Annotated in this window: 24 protein-coding genes and 3 tRNA genes; 5 read left to right on the forward strand and 22 right to left on the reverse strand. The window is 28.8% G+C overall.

Annotation, left to right across the window (positions count from 1 at the left end; translation table 11 throughout):
* The 5 genes from pstB to SOR60_RS00130 all read right to left on the reverse strand — a co-directional run bounded on the left by pstB (position 1) and on the right by SOR60_RS00130 (position 4,529).
* The gene (gene pstB, locus SOR60_RS00110) at positions 1-858 is read right to left on the reverse strand and encodes a phosphate ABC transporter ATP-binding protein PstB (protein WP_176269435.1); all 858 of its coding nucleotides are present in this window, start codon (positions 856-858) and stop codon (positions 1-3) included.
* Between the two features lie 10 nt (positions 859-868).
* Positions 869-1,669 carry a phosphate ABC transporter permease PstA gene (pstA, locus tag SOR60_RS00115; protein WP_176269434.1) on the reverse strand — a complete coding sequence of 267 codons (801 nt, stop codon included), beginning with the start codon at positions 1,667-1,669 and terminating at the stop codon, positions 869-871.
* A gap of 9 nt (positions 1,670-1,678) precedes the next feature.
* A complete protein-coding gene (pstC, locus tag SOR60_RS00120) occupies positions 1,679-2,539 on the reverse strand; it encodes a phosphate ABC transporter permease subunit PstC (RefSeq protein ID WP_154539327.1) in 861 nt (286 codons plus the stop codon).
* Entirely contained in the window at positions 2,536-3,399 is an 864-nt protein-coding gene (locus SOR60_RS00125) for a substrate-binding domain-containing protein (protein ID WP_320594912.1), read from the reverse strand. The genes pstC and SOR60_RS00125 overlap by 4 nt, the downstream gene beginning before the upstream one ends.
* Before the next feature lie 167 nt (positions 3,400-3,566).
* On the reverse strand, positions 3,567-4,529 hold the full coding sequence (locus SOR60_RS00130; protein WP_320594913.1) for a substrate-binding domain-containing protein: 963 nt from the start codon (positions 4,527-4,529) through the stop codon (positions 3,567-3,569).
* Between the two features lie 163 nt (positions 4,530-4,692).
* Between SOR60_RS00130 and asnA the strand changes: the two genes are divergently transcribed.
* Entirely contained in the window at positions 4,693-5,706 is a 1,014-nt protein-coding gene (gene asnA, locus SOR60_RS00135; RefSeq protein ID WP_154539333.1) for an aspartate--ammonia ligase, read from the forward strand.
* 281 nt (positions 5,707-5,987) lie between these two features.
* On the opposite strand, the gene recQ is transcribed toward asnA, so the two are convergent.
* The 8 genes from recQ to SOR60_RS00175 form a co-directional block, all read right to left on the reverse strand.
* Positions 5,988-7,820, reverse strand: coding sequence for a DNA helicase RecQ (gene recQ, locus SOR60_RS00140; protein WP_320594914.1), 1,833 nt, complete (start codon positions 7,818-7,820; stop codon positions 5,988-5,990).
* Between the two features lie 43 nt (positions 7,821-7,863).
* The gene (locus tag SOR60_RS00145; protein ID WP_320594915.1) at positions 7,864-8,910 is read right to left on the reverse strand and encodes a DUF4097 family beta strand repeat-containing protein; all 1,047 of its coding nucleotides are present in this window, start codon (positions 8,908-8,910) and stop codon (positions 7,864-7,866) included.
* Positions 8,903-9,673: a tRNA pseudouridine(38-40) synthase TruA gene (gene truA, locus SOR60_RS00150; RefSeq protein WP_154539338.1), complete on the reverse strand. Its 771-nt coding sequence runs from the start codon at positions 9,671-9,673 to the stop codon at positions 8,903-8,905. Before truA ends, SOR60_RS00145 begins: the two co-directional genes overlap by 8 nt.
* A gap of 1 nt (position 9,674) precedes the next feature.
* Positions 9,675-10,469 carry an energy-coupling factor transporter transmembrane component T family protein gene (locus SOR60_RS00155; protein WP_320594916.1) on the reverse strand — a complete coding sequence of 265 codons (795 nt, stop codon included), beginning with the start codon at positions 10,467-10,469 and terminating at the stop codon, positions 9,675-9,677.
* Positions 10,462-11,319, reverse strand: a complete 858-nt coding sequence (locus SOR60_RS00160) for an energy-coupling factor transporter ATPase (RefSeq protein WP_154539340.1) — start codon at positions 11,317-11,319, stop codon at positions 10,462-10,464. The genes SOR60_RS00155 and SOR60_RS00160 overlap by 8 nt, the downstream gene beginning before the upstream one ends.
* Positions 11,316-12,143 (reverse strand): energy-coupling factor transporter ATPase, encoded by an 828-nt coding sequence (locus SOR60_RS00165; protein ID WP_154539341.1) that lies wholly within the window; start codon positions 12,141-12,143, stop codon positions 11,316-11,318. The genes SOR60_RS00160 and SOR60_RS00165 overlap by 4 nt, the downstream gene beginning before the upstream one ends.
* 76 nt (positions 12,144-12,219) lie before the next feature.
* Complete coding sequence (locus SOR60_RS00170) at positions 12,220-13,638, reverse strand: L,D-transpeptidase family protein (protein ID WP_320594917.1); 1,419 nt, start codon at positions 13,636-13,638, stop codon at positions 12,220-12,222.
* 49 nt (positions 13,639-13,687) lie between these two features.
* Positions 13,688-14,812: a THUMP domain-containing class I SAM-dependent RNA methyltransferase gene (locus tag SOR60_RS00175; RefSeq protein ID WP_320594918.1), complete on the reverse strand. Its 1,125-nt coding sequence runs from the start codon at positions 14,810-14,812 to the stop codon at positions 13,688-13,690.
* A gap of 115 nt (positions 14,813-14,927) precedes the next feature.
* Here SOR60_RS00175 and SOR60_RS00180 point away from each other — a divergent pair, with 115 nt between their 5' ends.
* Complete coding sequence (locus SOR60_RS00180; RefSeq protein ID WP_320594919.1) at positions 14,928-15,287, forward strand: desulfoferrodoxin family protein; 360 nt, start codon at positions 14,928-14,930, stop codon at positions 15,285-15,287.
* Positions 15,288-15,339: 52 nt separating this feature from the next.
* On the opposite strand, the gene SOR60_RS00185 is transcribed toward SOR60_RS00180, so the two are convergent.
* Both SOR60_RS00185 and SOR60_RS00190 read right to left on the reverse strand, forming a co-directional pair.
* A complete protein-coding gene (locus SOR60_RS00185; protein WP_320594920.1) occupies positions 15,340-16,194 on the reverse strand; it encodes a DegV family protein in 855 nt (284 codons plus the stop codon).
* Positions 16,195-16,203: 9 nt separating this feature from the next.
* Complete coding sequence (locus SOR60_RS00190; RefSeq protein WP_320594921.1) at positions 16,204-16,977, reverse strand: MBL fold metallo-hydrolase; 774 nt, start codon at positions 16,975-16,977, stop codon at positions 16,204-16,206.
* A gap of 102 nt (positions 16,978-17,079) precedes the next feature.
* Here SOR60_RS00190 and SOR60_RS00195 point away from each other — a divergent pair, with 102 nt between their 5' ends.
* Together SOR60_RS00195 and SOR60_RS00200 are read left to right on the forward strand one after the other, a co-directional pair.
* Positions 17,080-17,556 carry an aminoacyl-tRNA deacylase gene (locus SOR60_RS00195; RefSeq protein ID WP_320594922.1) on the forward strand — a complete coding sequence of 159 codons (477 nt, stop codon included), beginning with the start codon at positions 17,080-17,082 and terminating at the stop codon, positions 17,554-17,556.
* A complete protein-coding gene (locus tag SOR60_RS00200; protein WP_154539352.1) occupies positions 17,553-18,257 on the forward strand; it encodes a hypothetical protein in 705 nt (234 codons plus the stop codon). Before SOR60_RS00195 ends, SOR60_RS00200 begins: the two co-directional genes overlap by 4 nt.
* 99 nt (positions 18,258-18,356) lie before the next feature.
* On the opposite strand, the gene SOR60_RS00205 is transcribed toward SOR60_RS00200, so the two are convergent.
* From SOR60_RS00205 to SOR60_RS00235, 7 genes are all read right to left on the reverse strand, one after another.
* The gene (locus SOR60_RS00205; protein WP_320594923.1) at positions 18,357-19,274 is read right to left on the reverse strand and encodes a DMT family transporter; all 918 of its coding nucleotides are present in this window, start codon (positions 19,272-19,274) and stop codon (positions 18,357-18,359) included.
* 7 nt (positions 19,275-19,281) lie between these two features.
* Positions 19,282-20,148: a DegV family protein gene (locus tag SOR60_RS00210; protein ID WP_320594924.1), complete on the reverse strand. Its 867-nt coding sequence runs from the start codon at positions 20,146-20,148 to the stop codon at positions 19,282-19,284.
* Between the two features lie 9 nt (positions 20,149-20,157).
* A complete protein-coding gene (gene hisS, locus SOR60_RS00215; protein ID WP_154539358.1) occupies positions 20,158-21,459 on the reverse strand; it encodes a histidine--tRNA ligase in 1,302 nt (433 codons plus the stop codon).
* A gap of 13 nt (positions 21,460-21,472) precedes the next feature.
* Positions 21,473-22,144, reverse strand: a complete 672-nt coding sequence (locus tag SOR60_RS00220) for a DUF6873 family GME fold protein (protein ID WP_154539360.1) — start codon at positions 22,142-22,144, stop codon at positions 21,473-21,475.
* A gap of 53 nt (positions 22,145-22,197) precedes the next feature.
* Positions 22,198-22,271: transfer RNA gene (locus SOR60_RS00225), tRNA-Cys, on the reverse strand.
* A gap of 3 nt (positions 22,272-22,274) precedes the next feature.
* Positions 22,275-22,349: transfer RNA gene (locus tag SOR60_RS00230), tRNA-Gly, on the reverse strand.
* A gap of 6 nt (positions 22,350-22,355) precedes the next feature.
* Positions 22,356-22,431: transfer RNA gene (locus SOR60_RS00235), tRNA-Phe, on the reverse strand.
* A 315-nt stretch (positions 22,432-22,746) separates the two neighbouring features.
* Between SOR60_RS00235 and SOR60_RS00240 the strand changes: the two genes are divergently transcribed.
* Positions 22,747-23,124, forward strand: coding sequence for a VOC family protein (locus tag SOR60_RS00240; protein WP_320594925.1), 378 nt, complete (start codon positions 22,747-22,749; stop codon positions 23,122-23,124).
* Positions 23,125-23,172 lie beyond the last annotated feature (48 nt).

Below are 23,172 nucleotides of genomic sequence, written 5' to 3' on the forward strand. Positions count from 1 at the left end.
TCAGCCAAACCTTCCTGTTATATAATCTTCAGTTCTTTTGTCTTTTGGGTCATTAAAAATTTCCTTTGTATCATTCATTTCTATAACCTCACCTGTCAAAAAAAACGCTGTCTGATCAGAAATTCTTGCAGCTTGTTGCATGTTGTGAGTTACAATTACTATAGTATATTTTTCTTTTAAGTCTTCTAATAATTCCTCAATAGAAGCAGTAGATATTGGATCAAGTGCACTTGTTGGTTCATCCATTAAAACTATTTCTGGATTTACTGATAAAGTCCTTGCTATACAAATCCTTTGTTGTTGTCCACCAGAAAAAGAGAGTGCATTTCTATCTAGCTTATCTTTAACCTCATCCCAAACACTTGCTGCCTTAAGAGATTTTTCTACTATGTAATCTAACTCATCTTTATCCTTGATTCCATCTATTTTGGGCCCATAAATTATATTATCATAAACAGATTTTGAAAAAGGGTTAGGTGTTTGAAATACCATACCTACATTTCTTCTTAATCTTACAACATCAACATCCTTTTTATTTATATCCTTCCCATCTATTTCAATTAAACCTTCAATTTTACAATCATCAACTAAATCATTCATTCTATTAAAACATTTTAGTGTTGTTGACTTACCACAACCACTAGGACCTATGAAAGCTGTTATACCTTTTTCTTTAATTTCCATATTTATTTTTTTAAGAGCTTGGAAATCTCCGTAATATAAGTCAAGGTCTTTAACATTTATAGCTGTCTTTCTTTTTGGGGTTTTATGAGTTTCATCTCCAAAAAAAGTTTTAATTCTTTTTTTATCTTTATCTAAGCTATTTAAAGCCTCGTTTTTAATCTTATTTGTTTCCATTAATATCTCCTTATTTTACAATAGCCTTTGAAATCTTTCCTGATATAAAGTTCAAAATTATGACAAATACTAAAAGCAATACTGCAGTTGCATAAGCTTGCTCAACGTGAAAACCTTCTGTTGAAAGAACATACATGTGTACTGCCATTGTCCTTGCTGAATCAAGAAGTGAGATTGGTGTTTTTGCTACTGTACCCATTGTATATATTAGAGCGGCTGACTCACCAACTATTCTACCCGTTGATAAAAATATTCCTCCAAGTATACCATTGATTGCCTCTGGAATGATTATTTTAAATATAGTTTGTATTTTAGTTGCTCCAAGAGCAAGAGAAGCATGTGCTTGAAGTGGATTTACATTTAGTATAGCCTCTTCTGTTGTCCTAATTATTGTTGGAAGTATCATTATTGCTACAGTCAAACATCCCGCTATAAGTGAATAGCCTAGTTTTAGGGTATCTACAAAAAATAAATAACCAAATAAACCATATACTATTGAAGGAATTGATGATAATATTTCTGTAGCAAATCTAACAGCTTTTATTAAATACTTATTTTTTGCATATTGAGATAAGTAAATAGCTGTAAAAATTCCTATTGGTAGTGTAATTACTAAGGTTATTACAATTGTAAAAAATGTTGTAATTAGTGAAGGAACTATTGATACATTTTCAGATGTATATTCAAATTCAAATAGCGAAGGTGAAATGTTAGGTATACCATTTATAAGTATATAGGCTATTATAATCCCACCTGCTGCAAATCCCAACATTGATAGTGTATAAATTAATATCTTAAATGATTTTTTCATTTTTTACTCCTACATCTTAGCTTGGTCTTTATTTCTAATAAAATTGAATATTATGTTTATAATTAAGATAAATATAAATAATACCATACCAGTTGCAATTAGTGACTCTCTATGGAGTCCTGAAGCATATCCCATCTCTAAAACTATATTTGTTGTAAGAGTTCTAACACCATCTAGTAAAGATCCCGGTAGTCTTGGTTGATTACCAATTACTAGATAAACCGCCATGGTTTCACCAATAGATCTTCCTATAGCTAGTATTATTGATGAGTAAATACCACTTTTAGCATATGGAATCATAATCTTTCTTATTGTTTCTTCTTTAGTAGCTCCTAAGGCTAGAGAACCTGTATAAAATGTTTTAGGAACTTGCTCAAGTGAGTTTTGAGAAATATTAATCATAGTTGGCAAGATCATAATTGATAAAAGTAAGCTAGCTGTAAGCATATTCATCCCACCAGTTTTAAATGTTTTTGCTATAAGCGGTACTAGTACCATCATTGCGAAAAAACCATAAATAATTGATGGAATAGCTGCCATTAAATTTATAAGTCCATTTAGAAATCCATAAGATTTTTTAGAATAATAAGCCATAAACACTGAAATAGATAGACCAAAAGGTATAGCTATTAAGGCTGATAGCATTGTTACAATAATTGAACCTATAATCATAGGACCAATACCGAAATAAGGTGGTTTTGCAGTTGGAGCCCATTTACTTCCAGATATAAAATTAATCAAACCATATTGGCTAATAAAACTTATACCAGACCTAAATATAAAAAATGTTATAAGAATTATTAGAAAAATAGCCATAATAGCAGAAAATAAAAATATAATCTCACCTATTCTTTCTTTTGTATTTTTCATTTTTTCAACTCTCCTGTATTAGTTATCTCTCCCTTATAAATATCTCTAAGCTCTTTTATACTTAAATCATTTATAAGGTTATTTTCTTTGTTAACAATTATTGCTATACCGTCTATTGCAAACACTTCAAAGCTTAAACTTTCATCGCTTAGCTTATTTGAAACCATAGCTAAATCTACAACATTATCTTTTACATTTTTAAGTCCTGTAAGGGATTCATTTGATAAAACTTCTATGTCAACATCCTTATTTAAAGATTCATATTTTTCAGAAAGTTTTTCCATAATAGAACTTAAGGATGAAGAGCCAGTTATAGTTAATTTTCCTTCAAGGTTTTTTGATTGATATGATTTTTCTGTTGAAAGTGCTACCAAGCCATTTTTTTCAATAATATACTTAACTTCCTTACTTTTTATAAATTCTAAGAAATCATTAGCTACATCTGATAAATTTTCCTTGTCATAAACTAAGGAAAAAGGTCTTTGAAGTTTATATTCTCCACTTTCAATAGTCTTCTTACTAGGGATTACTCCTTCAATTTTTACAGGCTTTACAGAGTCATCTAAGGCAGTAAGTGAAACATAGGCTATAGCGGTTTTATCAATTGATACTGCTTTTATTGCTCCGTTTGTCGAGTTTACTACCATTGAATTATCTGTGGTCATATCTTCTTCTTCTCCATTTTTCCCTTTTTTAACTAGTCCAATTTGTTCTATAAAACTTTTTCTTGTTCCTGACCCATCTTCCCTACTTGTTACAGTAATATCAAAATTATCACCTTCATCAACGTTGGACTTTGTTGATGAACAAGAGCTAAGAAAAAATATTAAGGTCAAGCCTAATACAATTCTTTTAATCATATATACTCCTAATATTTTTCTATAGATAATATTATTAAATTCTTGTATCAGATAGATGAATCTTTTGTAAAATCTATGTAAAATTTATTAAAATTTTCAAAAAAAACGGGCTGTTGCAAAATGAATTAAATATTCATAATTTTGCAACAATCCCACCTTTACTTTAATTATTTACTTAATTCAGAAGTGTTTTTAATTTCTCCTGCAAATATTTTTTTAAGTTGATCTTTTGTAAGATTATTGATTTTTGTATCATTTTTATTTACTACAACTGCAATACCATCTTTAGCAATAACTTCAACAGTTAATTTTTCTTTTTCATCATCTTTTAGCTCTCTAGATGCCATAGCTATTTGACTTACATCTGATATTGTTGATTCTATCCCTGCAGATGAACCAGTAGATTGAATTTCAATCTTAGCTTTCGGATTAATTTCTTTGTACTTTTCAACAAGTTTTTCCATTAAAGGGGTCACTGATGTAGAACCAGCTATTGTTAAATTTCCCTCAACTTCTTTTGGTTTATAGTCTTTTGTTTCTACTTTAATATATCCTTCTTTACTAGCTATATTTTGAGCATCTTCACTTAATACAAAGTTTAGAAAGTCTTTTCCAAGTTCATCTAATTTATCTTCTTTAAAAGCTAGGTTGAAGGGTCTTTGTAATGTATACTCTCCAGATTCAATGTTTTTTTCTGTAGCTTCAGCTCCATCTACTTTAACTTTTTGAACACTATCATTAACAGAACCTAATGATACATATCCGATAGCTGATGGATCTTGGGATACAGTTTGCATAACGCTATTAGTTGAATTTTGAACTACAGCTTCATCAGTAGTAAGGTCTTTTGTTTCTCCACCTTCTTTAGCCTCTAGTCCTACCAGTTCTATAAATGCACCTCTTGTTCCAGAACCATCTTCTCTTGATACTACAGTAATATCAAAATCTTCTTGGTTAGATTCAGATGTTTTGCCTTTTTCAGAAGTAAGCTTATCTGTGTTTGACGATTCAGTTGTTTCAGTACTTGATGTATCATTAGTTTTATTGCTTTTTTCACTATTTCCACAAGCCACCAAAATCATTGATAAAGAAAGAGCAGCTACTAATACTTTTGCATTTTTAATCTTCATTATTTACTCCTTTAAATATTTGTAACTTCACAATAGATAATAAGGAAAGTTTATTTTGATTAGATAAGGTAATTGTAAAATTTATGTTAATTATTAGTTTTTCTTGTAATTTAGGTTAAAAACAATATAATTTAATAGTAAATAATTTAATATAGGAGAGTATATGTCTAAGTTAAGAATACCAGAAAACTATCAAAGTGATAAAAATTTATATAAGACACAATTATTAATTAAAGAAATAAAGGATTTTTTCCAAATAAATCTATCTAACAATTTGAATTTAAAGAGAGTTTCAGCGCCTTTATTTGTAGAAAATTCAACTGGATTAAATGACAACCTATCTGGTGTTGAAGTTCCTGTAAGCTTTACCCTTCCTGAAGCTGACAATAAGTCATGTGAGATTGTCCACTCACTTGCTAAATGGAAGAGATATGCACTAAAAGAATATAATTTTGCAATGTATGAAGGCTTATACACTGATATGAATGCTATTCGAAGATGTGAAATTCCTGATAATACCCACTCATTTTATGTAGACCAATGGGATTGGGAGAAAATCATTAAAGAAGAAGATAGAAATATCGAATATCTAAAAGCTACAGTATTAACTATATTTAATACTTTAAGGGCTCTAGATGAATATCTATGCAAGCTTATTCCAAAAAGATTAAAACTTTTACCAAATGACATAAAGTTTATTACTTCACAAGAGCTATTAGATGAGTTTCCTGATGCAAAAGATAGTATGGAAAGAGAAAAACTTGCATGTGAAAAATATAAGGCTATATTTTTAATGCAAATAGGTAAAGAGCTTTCTAATAATAAAATACATGATATGAGAGCTCCTGACTATGATGATTGGGAACTTAATGGAGATATAATAGTTTATAACCCAGTTTTAGATGAACAACTTGAATTATCATCTATGGGAATAAGAGTAAATAAAGAAACCCTTAAAAAACAATTAAAAATTTCAAATTGTGAAGATAGGATGAAACTTGACTACCACAAGATGCTAGCAGAAGGTAAATTACCTCAAACTATAGGTGGTGGAATTGGCCAATCAAGGCTATGTATGTTCTTTTTACAAAAAGCTCATATTGGAGAAGTGCAAGTTTCATATTGGCCAAAAGAAATGTTAGATGAATTAAGAAAAAATTCTATTACTTTATTATAATCACTATACAAAATCTTTTAAAAAAATTTAAGGTAAGCTAATAAAGTTAAACCTTATACCAGAGTTAGTTTATTACTATCTCTGGTATTTTTTATTCTAAATATAGTAGTGAGAGTATTTTACTCTTCTTTTTTATTTCTATTGAAATTTAATTTTTAATTTTTCTTTACAAATACTTCATAGTGCTTTTATTTTGAATTTTATTCATCAAGAAGCCTAGCTTTTCGAATTAATGTATACTCTTTTTTGAATAAAACTGATAAATGTGTACATGTATAAGCCTAACTTTTAATATCATTTAATTTAGGAGAATTTTTTAAATTTAACCTATTTTCATTTTGGTATTCGCTTATTTCTTTTATAAATATATCCCCATATTGGATAAGTTTTTTTTCTCCTACTCCTTTTACTCTTAAAAAATCCTCATCATTTTGTGGCTTTATTTTTGCCATATCTATTAAGGATGCATCAGAGAAGATTATAAATGGGGGTATATTTCTTTTTTTGGATAAATTTAATCTGAGTTTTTTAAGCCTATTAAAGAGGGATAAATCATAATTACTATAATTTGTGGAATATTTTATTTTTGACTTATCCTCTTTTATGTTTTTAATAAATATATTTTTCTTGTCAAACAAGACCTCTTTAGACTTTTCAGTAAGTTTTAAAATAGGAAATTCAAGTCCTGATACCCTTATATACCCATCTGCAACTAGAACACCTATTAAATCTTTGATATATTTTTTTGATGAGTCTTTCATAATTGCAAAGGTTGATATCTTGTCTAAGCCTTTTTCTTTAGATATTTGACTTCTAGATCCTTTAAGACAGTCTACTACAGTAGTCATTCCATACCTTTGATCTAGCCTATATATACAAGATAGGATTTTTTGACTGTCTATAGTTACATCTAATTTTTCATAAGTGTCTAAGCAATTTGAACAATTATTACATGAATCTTCAGCATCCTGACCAAAATAATTTAGGATGTACTTCCTTAAACACATATTTGTATTGACATAGGAAATTATACTTTGTAGTTTGTTAAGCTTTACAAACTGATACTCTTTATTTTGTGATTGTGATATAAGATACTTATTAACTATTATATCTTGTCCAGAATAAAGTAGAATTGCATCAGACTTTTCCCCATCTCTTCCAGCCCTACCAGCTTCTTGGTAGTAAGACTCCATATCTTTTGGCATATTCATATGTATAACATATCTTACATCGGACTTATCAATACCCATACCAAAAGCATTTGTTGCTACTATTATATTCTTCCTATCATATAAAAAGTCCTCTTGGTTATTTTTCCTTTCATTTTCACTAAGACCTGCATGATATCTTGTTACCCTATATCCTTTATTTTTAAGTTTCATATAGGTCTTATCAACTCTTTTCCTAGTAGATGCATAAATTATTCCAGATAAATCAGCCTTGTCTTTCAAGTAATGTTCTAAAAATTTTAGTTTATCATTAGGTTTTTTCACTTCAAATAGTATATTTTCCCTATCAAATCCTGTGATTTTTACAAAGGGGTCTTTAAGTTTTAAATTTTCAATTATATCATCCCTTACATTTTTGGTAGCTGTAGCAGTAAATGCTGTAATTTGAAGATTTCCTCCAAGTTGATCATAAATTTTAGGAATGAGCTTATATGATGGTCTAAAATCATGTCCCCACTGTGATATACAATGGGCTTCATCACAAGCTATAAAAGATATATTACATTGTTTAATAAACGAGATAAAAAAGTCATTTTCTAATCTTTCTGGAGAAATATATAAGATTTTTAATTCTCCATTTTTAATTTTCCTTAGGGTATTTCTATAATCCTCTATATCAAGACTTGAATTTATTAATCCTGCCTTTATACCATTTTCAACTAAAGAATCAACTTGATCTTTCATAAGTGAAATCAAGGGGCTTATAACTAAGGCTAGTCCTTCCATCATTAAAGCTGGTAGTTGATAGCATATTGACTTACCACCTCCTGTTGGAAGTACCCCTAGACAATCTTTCCCATTCAAGATATTTCTTATAAGTTCTTCTTGTCCCTTTCTAAAAGAGTCATATCCAAAATACTTTTTTAAATTTTCTAAAATATCCATTTTCCACCTTTTCTTAGGTAAAAAAAATAATTAAGCATAAAACTTAATTATTTTCTTTATTATCATTATTTTCCACATTTTTATCTTTTTCATCTTTATTAATAGGACTATTAATTTCTGATTTATCAACTGGAGTCTCAAAGTTTTCGTCACTATTATTTGACTTAGGGGATGTGAAATATTCTTCATCTTCTATTTTATCTCCCTCACCTTTGTTAAACAATATATCTCCCACCTTAGTTGTTAAATCTATTGTCTTGTCTTTCTTATTATCTAAGACATACCCATCTAATATATTTCTATAAGATACATTCCCGATAACAAAATTTCCTATATTAAGTTTTGCCTTTATATTAAATGATTCAATAGGATCTTTTGTATTTATTATTATATCTCCATTATCAGATGTGAAACTTTCATTGCTTAAAAGCTTAGAATCTTCTAGTCTTATATTTCCAACAGATGTTTTAAATAACGTATCTTTAAGCTCAGACTCTTTCACTAATATAGAACCTACATTATTTGTGACTGAACCTACAAGTTTAGAGTTTTCAAAACTTATATTACCACTTTCAAGTTTGAGATCCATGTCATTTACATTTAAAGATGATATCTTAACATCGCCTGCTCCTACACTGCCACTTAACTTTTCTATAGTACTATCTTTAGGTAGAAATATCCTGACTATTTGGATTTTATTTTTCATATAAAGTTCTTTTCCCTTTATATTTGAAGAAATTATTAATTTTCCATCCTTAAAGTTTACATCTACTTCATAAGACGAATCACCCTTGTATAAATTTGTATATTCAACATAAGGATTTGTTGAAGATTCCTCTATCCTTACATCACAAGTCTTAAGGTCAAATTGGATTTCTTTGATATCATTTAAATCTACTCTCATGATTTTTGATGAATTATAAGAGTTTTCGCTTATCTCATCAGAAGACTTTTCTGAGCCTCGTGAAAAATTTATATTCCTAGTTAAAAAAAATATTAAGGCTAGTATAAGTAAGGCAAATAAGCCCAAGCCAATTTGCTTTTTATCTAATTTAAATTTATTTTTTTCTTTTTTATTCTCTTTACTCATCACTGTCTCCTATCAAAAACTTATAGTCTATATTATCAAGGTACAAGCCTCCTGCCTTCAGAGTAGGATTAGCTCTTTTAGTATTTTCTTCATTAAAATAATTTTTAAAATCTTCTAAGCTTATTTTACCTCGAGAAAGCTCAATTAAACTACCTGCCATAATCCTAACTTGATTATGAAGAAAACTTTCACCTATAAAAAATAAATATAGCTTATTATTTTCTACTCTAAAGTAGCAATCTTTAATAGTTCTAACTGTATTTATTGTATCATTTTTTTCATTAATACAAAATGCTTTAAAATCGTGTTCACCCTTTAATATTAAAAGTCCTTTTTCTAATAAAGAAAAATTAAGTTTATAAGTTATATTTTCCATATAATTTCTATAAATAGGATGAAGAACTTTTTCAAGTGATATCACATATTTATAGGTTTTAGTCTTTACAGAGAATCTTGCATGGAAATTTTTATCTACCTTTCTTGATGATAGGACCAGAATATCATCTGGTAAGAATTTTTTTAAGTGGAAGTGAAACTTATCTGCCTGGATATCTGTGGCAGTTAAAAAATTTACATACATTAAATTTGCATGGACTCCACTATCAGTTCTACCTGCAGCAATTATCCTATTTTTTTCACCTGTTACGTTTCTTACTGCAATTTCTAGGCACTCTTGTATAGTTCTTTTGTTTTCTTGAATTTGAAATCCAGAAAAATTTGTTCCATCATATTGGATGCTTAGTAAAATATTTTGTATAGACATATTATATGAAATATATAGCTATTACAATAGCACAAAATACTATAAAAGAAATAAGAACTACATAATCTATATTTGACATCTTGATTTCATTTAGTCTAGTTCGCCTTCGTCCTATTCTATATAATCTTGCCTCCATAGCAGTTGCAAGATCATCACTTCTTTTGAAAGAATTTATAAATAATGGAACTAAAAGAGGAATCATATTCTTTGCCCTATTTACTATATTTCCACTTTCAAAGTCAGCTCCTCTTGCCATTTGTGCCATTTTTATTCTTTGAGCTTCCTCAAAAAGAGTTGGAATAAATCTTAAAGAAATAGAAACCATCATAGCAAGCTCTCCAGCTGGAAAACCAAATCTTTTTAAAGGTCCAAATAACTTTTCAAGTCCATCAGTTAATTCCATAGGACTTGTAGTAAATGTCAGTACTGATGTGGATACAACAATCATTATAATCCTTATAAACATAAATACTGTTTTATAAAGACCTTCATATGTTGCTGTTAAAGAAAATATTGTAAAAAGCTCTTTTCCTTCTGTTGTAAATAAATTAATAAGTCCAGTTATAAGTAGTATCCAAATCAAAGGTTTAATACTTTTTACAAGAGATTTTACAGGTATTTTTCCAACCCAAATCATTAAAGCTAGAATAATTACAAATGGAATGTATCCAATAAAGTTTTCTACAAAAAATATTGTTATTATAAATAATAATGAACAAACAAGCTTAACTCTTGGATCAAGTCTATGAATAAAGGTATCATATGGTAGGTATTGACCTATTGCTATGTTATTCATTTTTTGCCTCCAAATATCTTTTAAGCTCAATTACTGCATCATCTACAGTATATATATCATCTCTAACATTTGCACCATTTTTTCTAAGAGCTTTCATAAATTTTGATACTTGTGGTATATCAAGGCCTATTGATAATAAATCTGTCTCTGTAAATGTTTCATAGGTTGACTTATCTGAAAATACTTTTCCCTTATTCATTACAATAACCCTATCCACATACTTTGCCACATCCTCCATTGAATGAGAAACTAAAACAATTGTAAGCTCTGGATCATTGTTATAAAGCTTTAAAATCTCTTCGAATATATCATCTCTTCCTTTAGGATCAAGTCCTGCTGTTAGTTCATCTAGGACTAATACTTTAGGATTCATTGATATAATACCACTTACAGCAACTCTTCTTTGCTGACCTCCTGAAAGTTCAAATGGAGATTTCTCACTTATTTTTTCAAAATCAAGACCTACAGCTTCCATAGAGGATTTTACTCTCTTATCTATTTCTTTATCATCTAGTCCCATATTTCTAGGACCAAATCCTATATCCTTTGCTACAGTTTCTTCAAATAATTGATTTTCAGGATATTGAAAAACTAGTCCTACCTTAAATCTAATATCTCTTCTTTTGTTTTTTTCCTTTGTATTTACTCCATCTACAATAACATCACCCTTACTTGGGATTAAAAGTCCATTTAAAAGTTGAACAAGGGTTGATTTTCCTGAACCTGTTTGACCAATAAGACCTATGATTTCATGTTTTTTTATGGTTAAATTTATATTTTTTAAGGCATAAGATGGATTTTTAGTATCTTCATTGTAGATATAGTCAACATTATTTAGTTCTATATTCATATTAACTCCAAAAATTCTTCTATATTTAAAGGTAATTTATCAAATCTATAGCCATCTTTCCTAAGTTTAAAAGCAATTTCTGTAACTTGAGGGACTGTAAGTCCTAAAGCTTTCATTTCATCAACTTTAGAAAACACTTCCCTAGCACTTCCTTCAAGAGCCTTTCTACCTTCATTTAAAACTATTATCCTATCAGCCATAGCTGCCTCTTCCATGTAATGGGTAATATGAACTACAGTTTTATTCATATCCTTATTTAAAGTCTTTATTATATTCATTACATCAGCCCTACCTTGTGGATCAAGCATAGCTGTTGGCTCATCAAATATTATACAATCAGATAACATGGCGATTACACCTGCTATAGAAACTCTTTGCTTTTGACCTCCAGAAAGCTCTGATGGTGATTTTTTAACATAATCTTCCATACCAACAAGCTTTATAGCCTCGTCTACTCTTTCTCTTAGCTTTGGATTTTCAACTTGTAGATTCTCAGGTCCAAAGGCAACTTCTTGTTCTACAGTTGTTGCAACCATTTGATTATCAGGATTTTGAAATACCATAGAGCATTTTTCTCTTATATCCCAAATTTTATCCTCATCCTTTGTATTCATACCTGCTATCCATATATCACCACTTGTAGGAAATATTTGTCCATTTAAAAGTTTTGCAAGGGTTGATTTCCCAGATCCATTGTGACCAAGAATTGCAACAAATTCCCCATCATTAATCTCAAGTGATAAACTCTTCAGAGCATGAGTATATTCAATATTTTCATCAGATTCATTTTTATAAGAAAAATTTAAATTTTCAATCTTTATCAATTTTTCTTCCTTTCACTTATATATTCTTATATAAAGATAAAAAGTGACTATCATTAAGATAGCACTTTTTAAATCCTTAATATGCCATTTGTGGCGAATATGAAGTAGATGATTCATATACTACTACCGGTGTATTTACATCTACTAGTTCAAATAATTTTTGTGCTTGTGATGGTGGCATATTTAAGCAACCATGAGAACCATTATTTTGATAAATATTACCTCCAAAGGCTCCTCTCCATGGGGCATCGTGGAATCCTTCACCATCCCAACCAATAGGCATCCAATATTCAACTGGGGTCTCATATTTTGACCCATCAAAATCTGTACCCTTAAGTGTTGATTTTCTTTCTTTTGATAGAATTGAACCTACACCTACATTAGTTAGAGCATTTTCTGATAACCTTCCTGTAACTATATCAGTTGATAATAATAATTCGCCATCTCTGTAATACCACATATGCTGTCTAGAAAGATCAACTTCTACATAGGTATTTCCTAAATCTGTTCCATCCTCAAGTCTTTTTAATCCATATCTTTCATAAACTGGCTCAATTTCTTGGCTTTTCCTTTGGTTAAAAGCATCATAAAGGGAATTTATAGTTTCATCTATATTAAGTTTGAATCCATAAACTCCAGGATTTACAGTGATTTCTCCTATATCTGTTGCCTTAAACTTTCTATTTCTTCCATAGGTATTAGTTTCTTCGGCCATATTCTCTACATAAGAATATACTTTTTCATAATTAAGGCTTAGCTTTCCATCCTTATCCTCAATCATGCCAGCAAGAGTTTCTCCCTCAATTTTCTTATCAAAACCATTAATATTAAATTTAAAACTCAAAGCCAAAACTTCGTTTGCATCTTTTAATTCTTTTTTAATATTAGAATCATTTGCAAGCCTTTTAGGTCTATTATAAAAAGAATCATCAAGTTTTATGTTTGCATTTCTAGTTTGTAAGGCGTCTACCACTGCACTTTTTAGCTTATTATAATCAATTTCATTTCCTAAAACTTCTTTTTTTAATATGAATTTTTGACCATCATATGCTATTTCTGCATCTTTTGGTTTGGTTATATTGTTCATAAGCTCTGATGATTTAATTATTTCTTCAAGTTTATTATCATTATAATTTATATTATAATCAAATTTATAATTTTCTTTAGTAAAAAAACTTATAGGCCACTTTAAGGGATTTTGATCAAGGCTTGCATCTTTAGGAATATTAGCTTTATAATCTACATCTTGGGATTTAAAGTTTAATTTTCTTTCGTCTTCTCCCTCAATATTAATTTCAAAATCATCAACTGAATCTCCTACTACAGTATCTTTTGAAGCAAAAGATACATTTTTACCGTTAACATAAGTATTTGGTAGGGTAATAAAATTAAATATTACTCCTCCTATAATATATATTCCAAGTACAATAAGAGCAAAAACTAAGATTTTATGTCTTATACTTGTCTTTTTATCTTCATTTGTGATAATAAGCACCTCCAATTATTGCTGTATTTATAGTACCCTTAAATTTACATTTTTCTATTTAAATCTGGGCTTTTTTTCCAAAATATTGATAAAGATCTACTTTTTGACCTCCATTATATAGTTTTCTCTTCTTTGATAGTCTTTTATTTATATTTTTGTCAATATTCTTATCTGATGAAATAATAAACAAAGACCAAGTAGAAAGTTTTTTAAACTTATTATTTATAAGATTATTTACTTCTTTTGTATCAAACCTTGAAAGTCTTTCTCCATAGGGTGGATTTGATATAAAGATTCCATAATTATCCCTCAGATTAATATCTTTAAAGTTATTATTTATAAATGTTATATCTTCTTCAACTCCAGCATTTAAGGCATTAATTTTAGAAAGCTCTATTGCTCTTTTTGAAATATCAGACCCTAAAATATTGAGCTTTTTAGAAAAATCTATTCGCTCATATGCTTCCTTTTTTATTTTTTCAAATTCTTCAGTATTAAAAAATAGGTACTTAGTAAAATCAAAATTCCTATCTATTCCAGGAAGTATTCCTCTTTCTTTCCTTGCAGCCTCTATTAGAATAGTTCCAGATCCACAAAATCCATCCACTAGAAACCTATCATATTTATAAAATGAAAGATCAACTAAGGCCGCTGCAAGATTTTCTCTTAAAGGTGCCTTAACAGAATCTTCTCTATAGCCCCTCTTATGAAGTCCATCTCCAGATGTATCAAAACATACTGATACCACATTTTTTTCAATCATTAGTTCAATTTTTACCCTAGCGTTTGTCTTTTTGAAAGTTCCTATTTTATACTTTCTTCGTAAAGATTCAATCACAGCTTTTTCCCCTATTGATTGAATAGATGGTATTGAATGAAGTTTTGACTTAAATGTTCTTGCATTGACCATAAAATTATCATCTTCTCTTATATAATCAAACCAATCAATAGCCTTCATTTTTTCAAAAAGTTCATCAAAAGTTTTTGCCTCAAAAGATTTTATTTCTAAATAGACTCTATCAGCCTCTCTTAATGATAGGTTAAGATATGCCATATCCTTTAGACTTCCGTTTATAGTTAGCATTCCATTATCTACTTTTATATTTTTGAAATTTTCCTCTTGTAATTGTCTTTTAACCAAACTTTCAAGTCCAAAGCTTGTTGTAATTAAAATTTTTTCCATAACAAGTTTATTATATCAAATAAGAGCTCATTTTAAAAAGAAATTAAAGCTAATGTTAATTTTGATAAAAATAGGGTAATAATAAAAATGTAGATAAAAACTTTAGGAGGAATAAATGTTATTAACACAAACAGTACAATCAGGTGATTGGAAAAACGAAAAACACGTACCAGAATTAGAATACAAAGAACTAGGTGAAGGTAAATATGAAGTTTCTGCTGCTGTAGGAACAGAAATTGAACACCCTAATACACTAGAGCACCATATAGTTTGGATAAAAGTATTTTTCATTCCAGAAGGTAGCAAGTTACCTATAGAAGTAGCAGATTATAATTTCTCAGCTCATGGTGAATCCGAAGTTTACTCAGTACCAAAGGCAGTAGGTGAATTTAAATCCGAGAAAAAAGGTACACTTTTTGCACTAAGCTATTGCAACATTCATGGTTTATGGGAAAACTCATTAGAAATTAAATAAGTGAATTTTACAAAAGACCTGGCGATACCAGGTCTTTATTTATTACTATTAATCAATCCAATGGCAAAAATCCAAAACCAAATAGACCTGGTCCTGTATTTGCCCCAAGACTTGGTGCTATCTTAGATGTTAAAAATAGACTTGATTTTTCTTTAAAACTTTCAAGCTTCTCTTCTAAAATTTCTTGCCCTCTTTTATATCCTGCATTGGATATTATCATATAATATTTATCAAGCTTACCCAAGTATTCATTGGCTAATTTTTCCATTTCTTTTATAACCTTTTTCTCACCTCTACATGTTTTAACTATATGATATTTCCCATCATTTGGGTCACACAAGATTATAGGTTTTATATTTAGTAATTCTCCAACCTTGCCAAAGGCTCTTGGCACCCTACCACCAGCTATTATATATTTAAAGGTATCTAAGGTAAAAAATATTTTTGATTCTTGCTTCTTTTTTTCTATTTTTTCAACAATTTCATCAATATCTAAGCAGTCATCAATTAGCTTTTTACCATATATAGCCAAAAGACCTGTAGTTAAGGCCACTGATTTTGAGTCTATCACCCTAATATCCAGTTTATTATAGTCCATTTGCTTACATAAGTTATAGAAACCAGTGAAGTTTTTAGAAATTGTTATAATAATTAACTTTTCATATCCATCATTTACTATCTGATCAAATTTTTCTTTTAATTCTCCAGGTGATGGAATTGAAGTTTTTGGTAATTTTTCATTTTTTTCCATCCACTTATAGAAATCATCTGGACTTAGCTCAAATTGTTCCTTATAAAATTTTCCATCTAAATTCACATAAAAAGGCATCATATAAATGCCAAATTCTTCGCTTTTTTTTATGTCGATATCAGATCCAGAATCGACCAAAATTGCAATTTTTTCCATTTTTACCTCTTATTCCTTTATATCTACTATTATTTTTTGACCCTTATCTATTATTGGCCTAAAAATAGTAGAATCTAATTTTACTTCTCTTTTAAATCTTTGACTTATTGTTTCATGATCTCCACTATGAAGGGGAAACATCAATTGTGGACTTACACTATTAGCAAAAATCTTTGGTCCTTTGTAATAATTTTCTCCAAGTCTATAATCCACTGGGAAAAAGGCTATATCTATTGAGCATTCTTTTATCTTTTCAACTTCTTCGATAAAAGAATAATACTCCTTCTTATCAGTTTTGTCATCATTATCTTTCCATGCCCAATAATTTAAATCTCCTGCATGAAATATAGATATTCCACTTACATAAAGTAGAATGGATATTCCAACATCGGTTGACCCAAATGTTTTTATCCCAATGCTTTCCTTACCTATCTTAATATCCTTATACCTATCCTTTCCTATCAAAAGAACATTTTTTGATGAATAAAGTGATTTTAATTGGTCTATACCAAGCTTACTATCCTTTATATATATAATATTGTCTTCACTTTCTAAGTAAGCAATGTCTTCTGAAAGAATATAGGTATATTTTTCCATATTAGGTATTTTAAGTATTTCAGATGTATAGTGGTCAGAATGTCCATGACTTGCTACAAAGATAACCTTTTTATCTTCTGGTATATTTAAAACTCCTTTATAATAGTCAAATATAATAAAATAGTCTCCTACCTCTATAGTATAACATGAATGATAGATATATGTTATTATAATTTTTTCAATCATTTATAATCTCCTAGTTTCTTATAATTAATCTATACCCATTTAGAATCATAAAAAATGATTTTTTGGATTATTAGAGTAATATAAAATTATGAGGAGTTAATTATGGCAAATACTAAAACAAATGCGATGAGAATATTAGAAAATAATAATATAGAATATGAAGAGATAGAATACGACTTAGATGGAGAATTTATCTCTGCTGTGGATGCAGGTGAAAAAGCTCATGAAGACCTTGATATTATGTTTAAAACTATAGCCTGTATTTCTAAGGATGGAGATGTAATAATATATCTTGTAAGAAGTTATGACTCAATTGATATGAAAAAGGCTGCTAAAATCGCTGGGGTTAAATCCATATCAATCCTTCCAACCAAGAAGTTAAAGTCAACTGTAGGCTACCAAAGAGGAGAAACAAGTCCTCTTGCTATGAAAAAAGACTTTCCTGTCTTTATTGATGATAGTGCAAAAGAGCTTGATAAAATGATTGTATCAGGTGGAAAAGTTGGTGTTTCCATAGTTCTTAATCCAAAAGATTTGGCAAAAGTAACTAGGGCAAAATTCGAAAATATTAGACAATGAAAGTAATAATATTTAAGGATGGGAAAGCTTTTTTTTATGAAGGTAAGAATTCATTTGAAATAAGGAAAAATTTAAAAAAACTTTCTTATTATAAATTTGGTGAATCAAATGAATCTGATAGAATAAAACTTCTTATAGAAAATGATAAAGATGATGAAATTTTAAGACTTTTAGTAATTCTTTCTCCAATTTTCATAACTATATTTGATAATTCAAATGACCTTTCTTTTTTTAAAGAATATCTTAAGCATTCAAATTTCACCTATGGACTTTATCCTAATTTTTTTGAAGGATTTGATAGGGATAAATATTTTGAATTTTATAAAGGACATGAAAAAAATGAAGATATAGTATTAAATTTTGATAATACTATAGTTTTTACCATAAATTATATAGAAGATAAATATATAGTATCCCTTATAGCATTAATTGAAGTTCTATTTAATAAATACAATAGAAGGGTACTTATAGACTACTTTAAAGAAATTAGAAACGATATAGTTATAAATGGTAGACGATCTATACTTGCAAATGATATATATGCTTTCTACCTATCAAAATATCTTATAAATTGGGCACTCGACTTAATGAAGATTGTAAGATATAAGGATAAAAAAAATTTTGAATTAATAAGACCTATTTATGAGCTTTCAAACAATTTAAAAAGACCAATAATAAAAAAATCTAATAAGAATCAATAAAATAACCCCATAAATTGTATCTAATTATATATGGTCCTTTTACTAGGTCTATCCAATAAAAAGATTACATATCAAAAAACAATTTATGGGGTCAGTTAATTATTCAATAACTTTTTTCTTAGTTTTTCCTTTTATTAATACTAATGAACCTAAAAGTACTAAAATCAGTCCAAAAAATAGTCTTATTGTAAATGATTCACCCAATACTATAACGGATAAGATTGAACCAAAGATTGGTATAAATAATTTAAATACTCCAAACTTATTCGCTGAATGGTTTTGTAGCACTATTGTCCATATAGTAAATGAAGTAGCCGTTATAAAAGCACCATATAATAACATAATAAGAGCCTTAGGAGTAAAATAGAGTTCATTAACTTGTAGAATTTTACCAAATATTAACAAAGGCAAGGAGCCTATAAGTAGAGCGAAGCCATTTAATAGGTATGGACTTTGACCTTTTGAATATTTTCTTATTAAAACTGAACATATAGCATTTATAAGCGTTGATGTAAAAATAAAACCTTCACCTGTCATCTTGAATCCACCACCAAATCCCTTATTCGAATTTACTAAAACTATACCCAATGTTCCTATAATCAAGGCAAAAATTGTATTTATAGATAACTTATCTTCAGGCACAAGTACAAGTGATATCAAGACAATCATAAATGAATTTGATGCTTGGATTATAGATGACTTAACACCTGTAGTATTAGAAAGTCCTATATAATAGAAAAAATATTGAAGGCTTGTTTGAAAAAGTGCAAGTATAATAACAAACTTTAAATTTATTCTCGATAAAGATATTTTTTCTTTTCCTAATATAATTGCGTATAAAAAGGCAAGTATACCCGCCATAAAAAACCTTATTCCAGCTATATATACTTTAGAAAAGGTATCAAAACTTTCTACACCAAGCTCAATATATGTTGATTTTATTAAAGGAATTGCACTTCCCCACAATAACATTGCAATCAAGGAAAAAATTATGGCATTTTTCTTATCTTTTAACATGAATCTCCTATCTTTTTTTAGCAAAATATGAAATTGAATACATACCTGGACCCACATGACTTCCTATAAGAGAACCTATTGGTGCAAGCTTAATTTCTGCATTTGGAAATTCTTGTTCTAAAAGTTCTTTTAACTTTTTGGCATTTTCATCATAGTAGGCATAACCTATTAAAACTTTATTAGATATATCATCTCTCCAATTATCCCTAAAATTACTTATTAGAGTCTTTATAGCTTTTTTGTTTCCTCTTTCAAGCTTTAATATAGCCAACGCACCTTCATCATCAATATGAATAAGTGGTTTTACTCTTAAGAAATCTCCTATTCCCGCTTGTGTTTTACTAATTCTTCCACCCTTATATAGGTATTTTAAACTATCCACACCAAATTGGGATGCAAGAAATTTAGAATTTTCTTTTATAAATTCCAAAAGTTCATCAAGACTTTGACCATCTTTTTGTTTTTTTTCTAAAATTTCCATCATAAGACCTCCGCCAGTTGATGCTTGACGAGGATTACAGATTTCAATTCTTCTATCTTTATACTTATCTTTTAAATTTTCTTTTGCTGTTTGTGCATTTTGAAAAGTTCCAGATAGCTTATCAGATATACCTAAATATAGAACATCTTTCCCATCTTTTAGAATATCCTCAAAACAACTCTCAAAAGCCTTTAAATTGACCTGACTTGTAGAAACACTATTTCCTTCTATCATATGCTCATAAAAACTATTTAAAAGATCAATTTTATCTCCTGTTATTTCATAAATCTTATCCCCCATACTAGATTGCATAGGAATGGTTACAATATTAGAATTTTTGAAAAATTCAACATTCATATCACTTGAATTGTCGGTAATTATCTTATAGGTCATAATACTCCTCTATTTTAAATATTCTGATATTTTATTAATATCGACACTTACTTGCTCACCATTTTCCATATTTTTAATAGAAACTAGTTTCTTTTCATATTCTTCTTGACCAATTATTATTACTTTCTTGACATTTATCTTATCTGCATAATTCATCTTCTTTTTAAACTTGCCATCTTCAAGATAAATATCAATCTTAAACCCTTCATCTTTTAACTTATTTGCTATATCTATTGCATAGAAATTTAGGCTTTCATCCATTGGTATAATAAGAGAATCTGTAAAATTCTCCCTGTATTTTTCAATAAGCCCAAGTTCTTGAAATTGGTAGAATAATCTAGTAAGACCTATTGATAATCCTACTCCAGGAAGGGCTTGTTTTGAAAAGTTTTCAGCTAAATTTTCATATCTTCCACCAGAGCAAACTGAGCCTATTGATTCATATCCATCTAAAAATGTCTCATAAACTGTAGATGTATAATAATCAAGCCCTCTTGTAATAGATAAGTCTATAAGAATTGACTTATCATCAATCCCAAATTTAAGCATATACTTATATACTTCCTTTAGCTCTTTCAAACCCTTTTTATAATTTTCATTCAAATCTAAGTTTTCAAGGTAGGATAAAGTTGCTTCATTGCCTTTATCTGTGTTAATAAGCTTTAAAATCTCTTCACTTTTTTCACTTCCAACAATTTCATCTAAAAGTTCTTTTGTTTTTTCATCACCAATCTTAGCTTTTTTATCAATTGTCCTTAAAACTTCTTCCTTTTCTTCTATATCAAGAGATTCAAAAAATCCATTCAATAATTTTCTATTGTTTATATGAAAAGTTATCCCATCAAAATTAAGTTTTTGAAATATATCATAAATAACCTTAGGTATAAGAGCATCATTGTGGATAGATAAAGAATTATTTCCAATTATATCTATGTCACATTGGTAAAATTCCTTATATCTTCCCTTTTGATTTCTTTCACCCCTATAAACTTTTGCTATTTGATATCTTTTAAATGGAAAATTTAATTCAGAAAAGTGTTCTGCTACGTATCTTGCAAGAGGAACTGTAAGATCAAATCTTAAAGACATATCTTTTTTTGATGAATCTATGGCAAATATTTGTTTTTCAGTTTCTCCACCACCCTTGGCAAATAAAATATCATTTTTTTCTATTGCTGGTGTATCAATTGGCAAAAATTGATAAGATAAAAAAGTTTTTTCTATTGTATTTTTGATTTTATCAAATACTATTTGATCTTCTGGCAAAAGTTCCATAACTCCTGCTATTGTTTGTGGTTTTACTATATTCATATTTCCTTCCTTACTAAATCCAAATTAATGACCCAGTATCTAATAAATTACTGTCTGGATATAATAAATCTAATTTTTCTTTAACTATTATACTTTTAATTATATCATATGAGGACAATCTTTCTATATTTCCATTAAATAAGGCAATTTTTTCATCTACAAGCCCAAAACATCCTCCCAAAAAACCTTTAGAAAATCCATCAAGCTCAATTTCTTCTTCATTTAAAAGATAAATTTTTAGCTTATCTTTAAGTCTTTTATATATACCTAAATCAGATGTAAGTAATGAGTCATTTAAAACAATTGTAGAACATCTAGTGTATCCTTGTTTTACAAACAAGTGGTCTTTATTTTTAAAATATTTTCTTATATTTTTTTCAGTAAAATTATTGTGAATGTAGAATTCTTTAAAGGAAACTACATTATATATAGAGTCATTAGGATATTTATATGACACTTTTTCTCCTTTGATAATTCTAATATGAGGAAGTTTATCCTTATAGTACGAGCTTACACTAGCATCTATAATAATAGTATTTTCATCTACCTTACACAAAGACAGGTCTGGATGATCTGCTATTCTTTCATCAAGATTAGGATTGTCTATAGTTTTTATATATGGGATTTTTTTAAAATCTAAATAATCTGTAAATTCTTTTCTTGACTTATGGCTAATAATTAACATATATATCCTTTCATTTTAGATACAAAAAAAGCCCTCTTCGAGGACTTGTTGTGTGGAGGCGCCACCCAGATTTGAACTGGGGATAAAGGTGTTGCAGACCTCTGCCTTACCACTTGGCTATGGCGCCTTATGGAGCGGAAGACGGGATTCGAACCCGCGACCCTCGCCTTGGCAAGGCGATACTCTACCACTGAGCCACTTCCGCATATACTGGTGCCCAGAGGCGGAATCGAACCACCGACACGGGGATTTTCAGTCCCCTGCTCTACCGACTGAGCTATCTGGGCTAAACATTACTTTAATAGTATAAGCTTTATTTGCAATCTTGTCAAATATTTTTTAAGAGTTTTTATTTTTTTGTAATACTATTATATAAAATTTTGCTTGATATATTTTTAATTATACCACTTCCGTTTGTTTTGGCAAAAGATAAGTATATTAAAGCTAGCCATTAATTTAAGAATTTCTCATTCGTTTTATTTGCTAATTTATACTTTAAAAATTAAATAAAGTATAGCAATACCTATATAAATATTCATTTTAATTAGATAACTTATAATTTCCTTTATATTTGGGTATAGTAATAATACTTAGGAGGTAATATGAAATTTAAAGCTTTACACACATGTATATACACAGATAACGATAAAGAAAGTATAAAATTCTACGAAGATGCGTTAAATATGCATATAACAAGTAGAAAGGATTTTGATGATGATGAATTTTCACTAATTTATATGGCGAGTGAAGATGAGAAATATGAGCTAGAATTAACTTATAATCATGATGGACGTAAGTATAAACATGGTTCATATTATGGACATATGGCCTTTGGAGTAAAAAACTTTAAAAAAGCCTACGAGAAACACAAAAAAATGGGTATTGTAAGCCAAAAAATAGGCAGCTTATCTGATGGATCAGCAAAGTTTTACTTTATTAAAGATCCACAAGGTTTTTCAATTGAAATTATAGAAGAATAAAAATAAGCTATTGTAATATGAATTTTTCATACTACAATAGCTTGTTTA

This window comes from Anaerococcus porci (genome assembly GCF_034090325.1).
Taxonomy (GTDB): Bacteria; Bacillota; Clostridia; order Tissierellales; family Peptoniphilaceae; genus Anaerococcus; species Anaerococcus porci.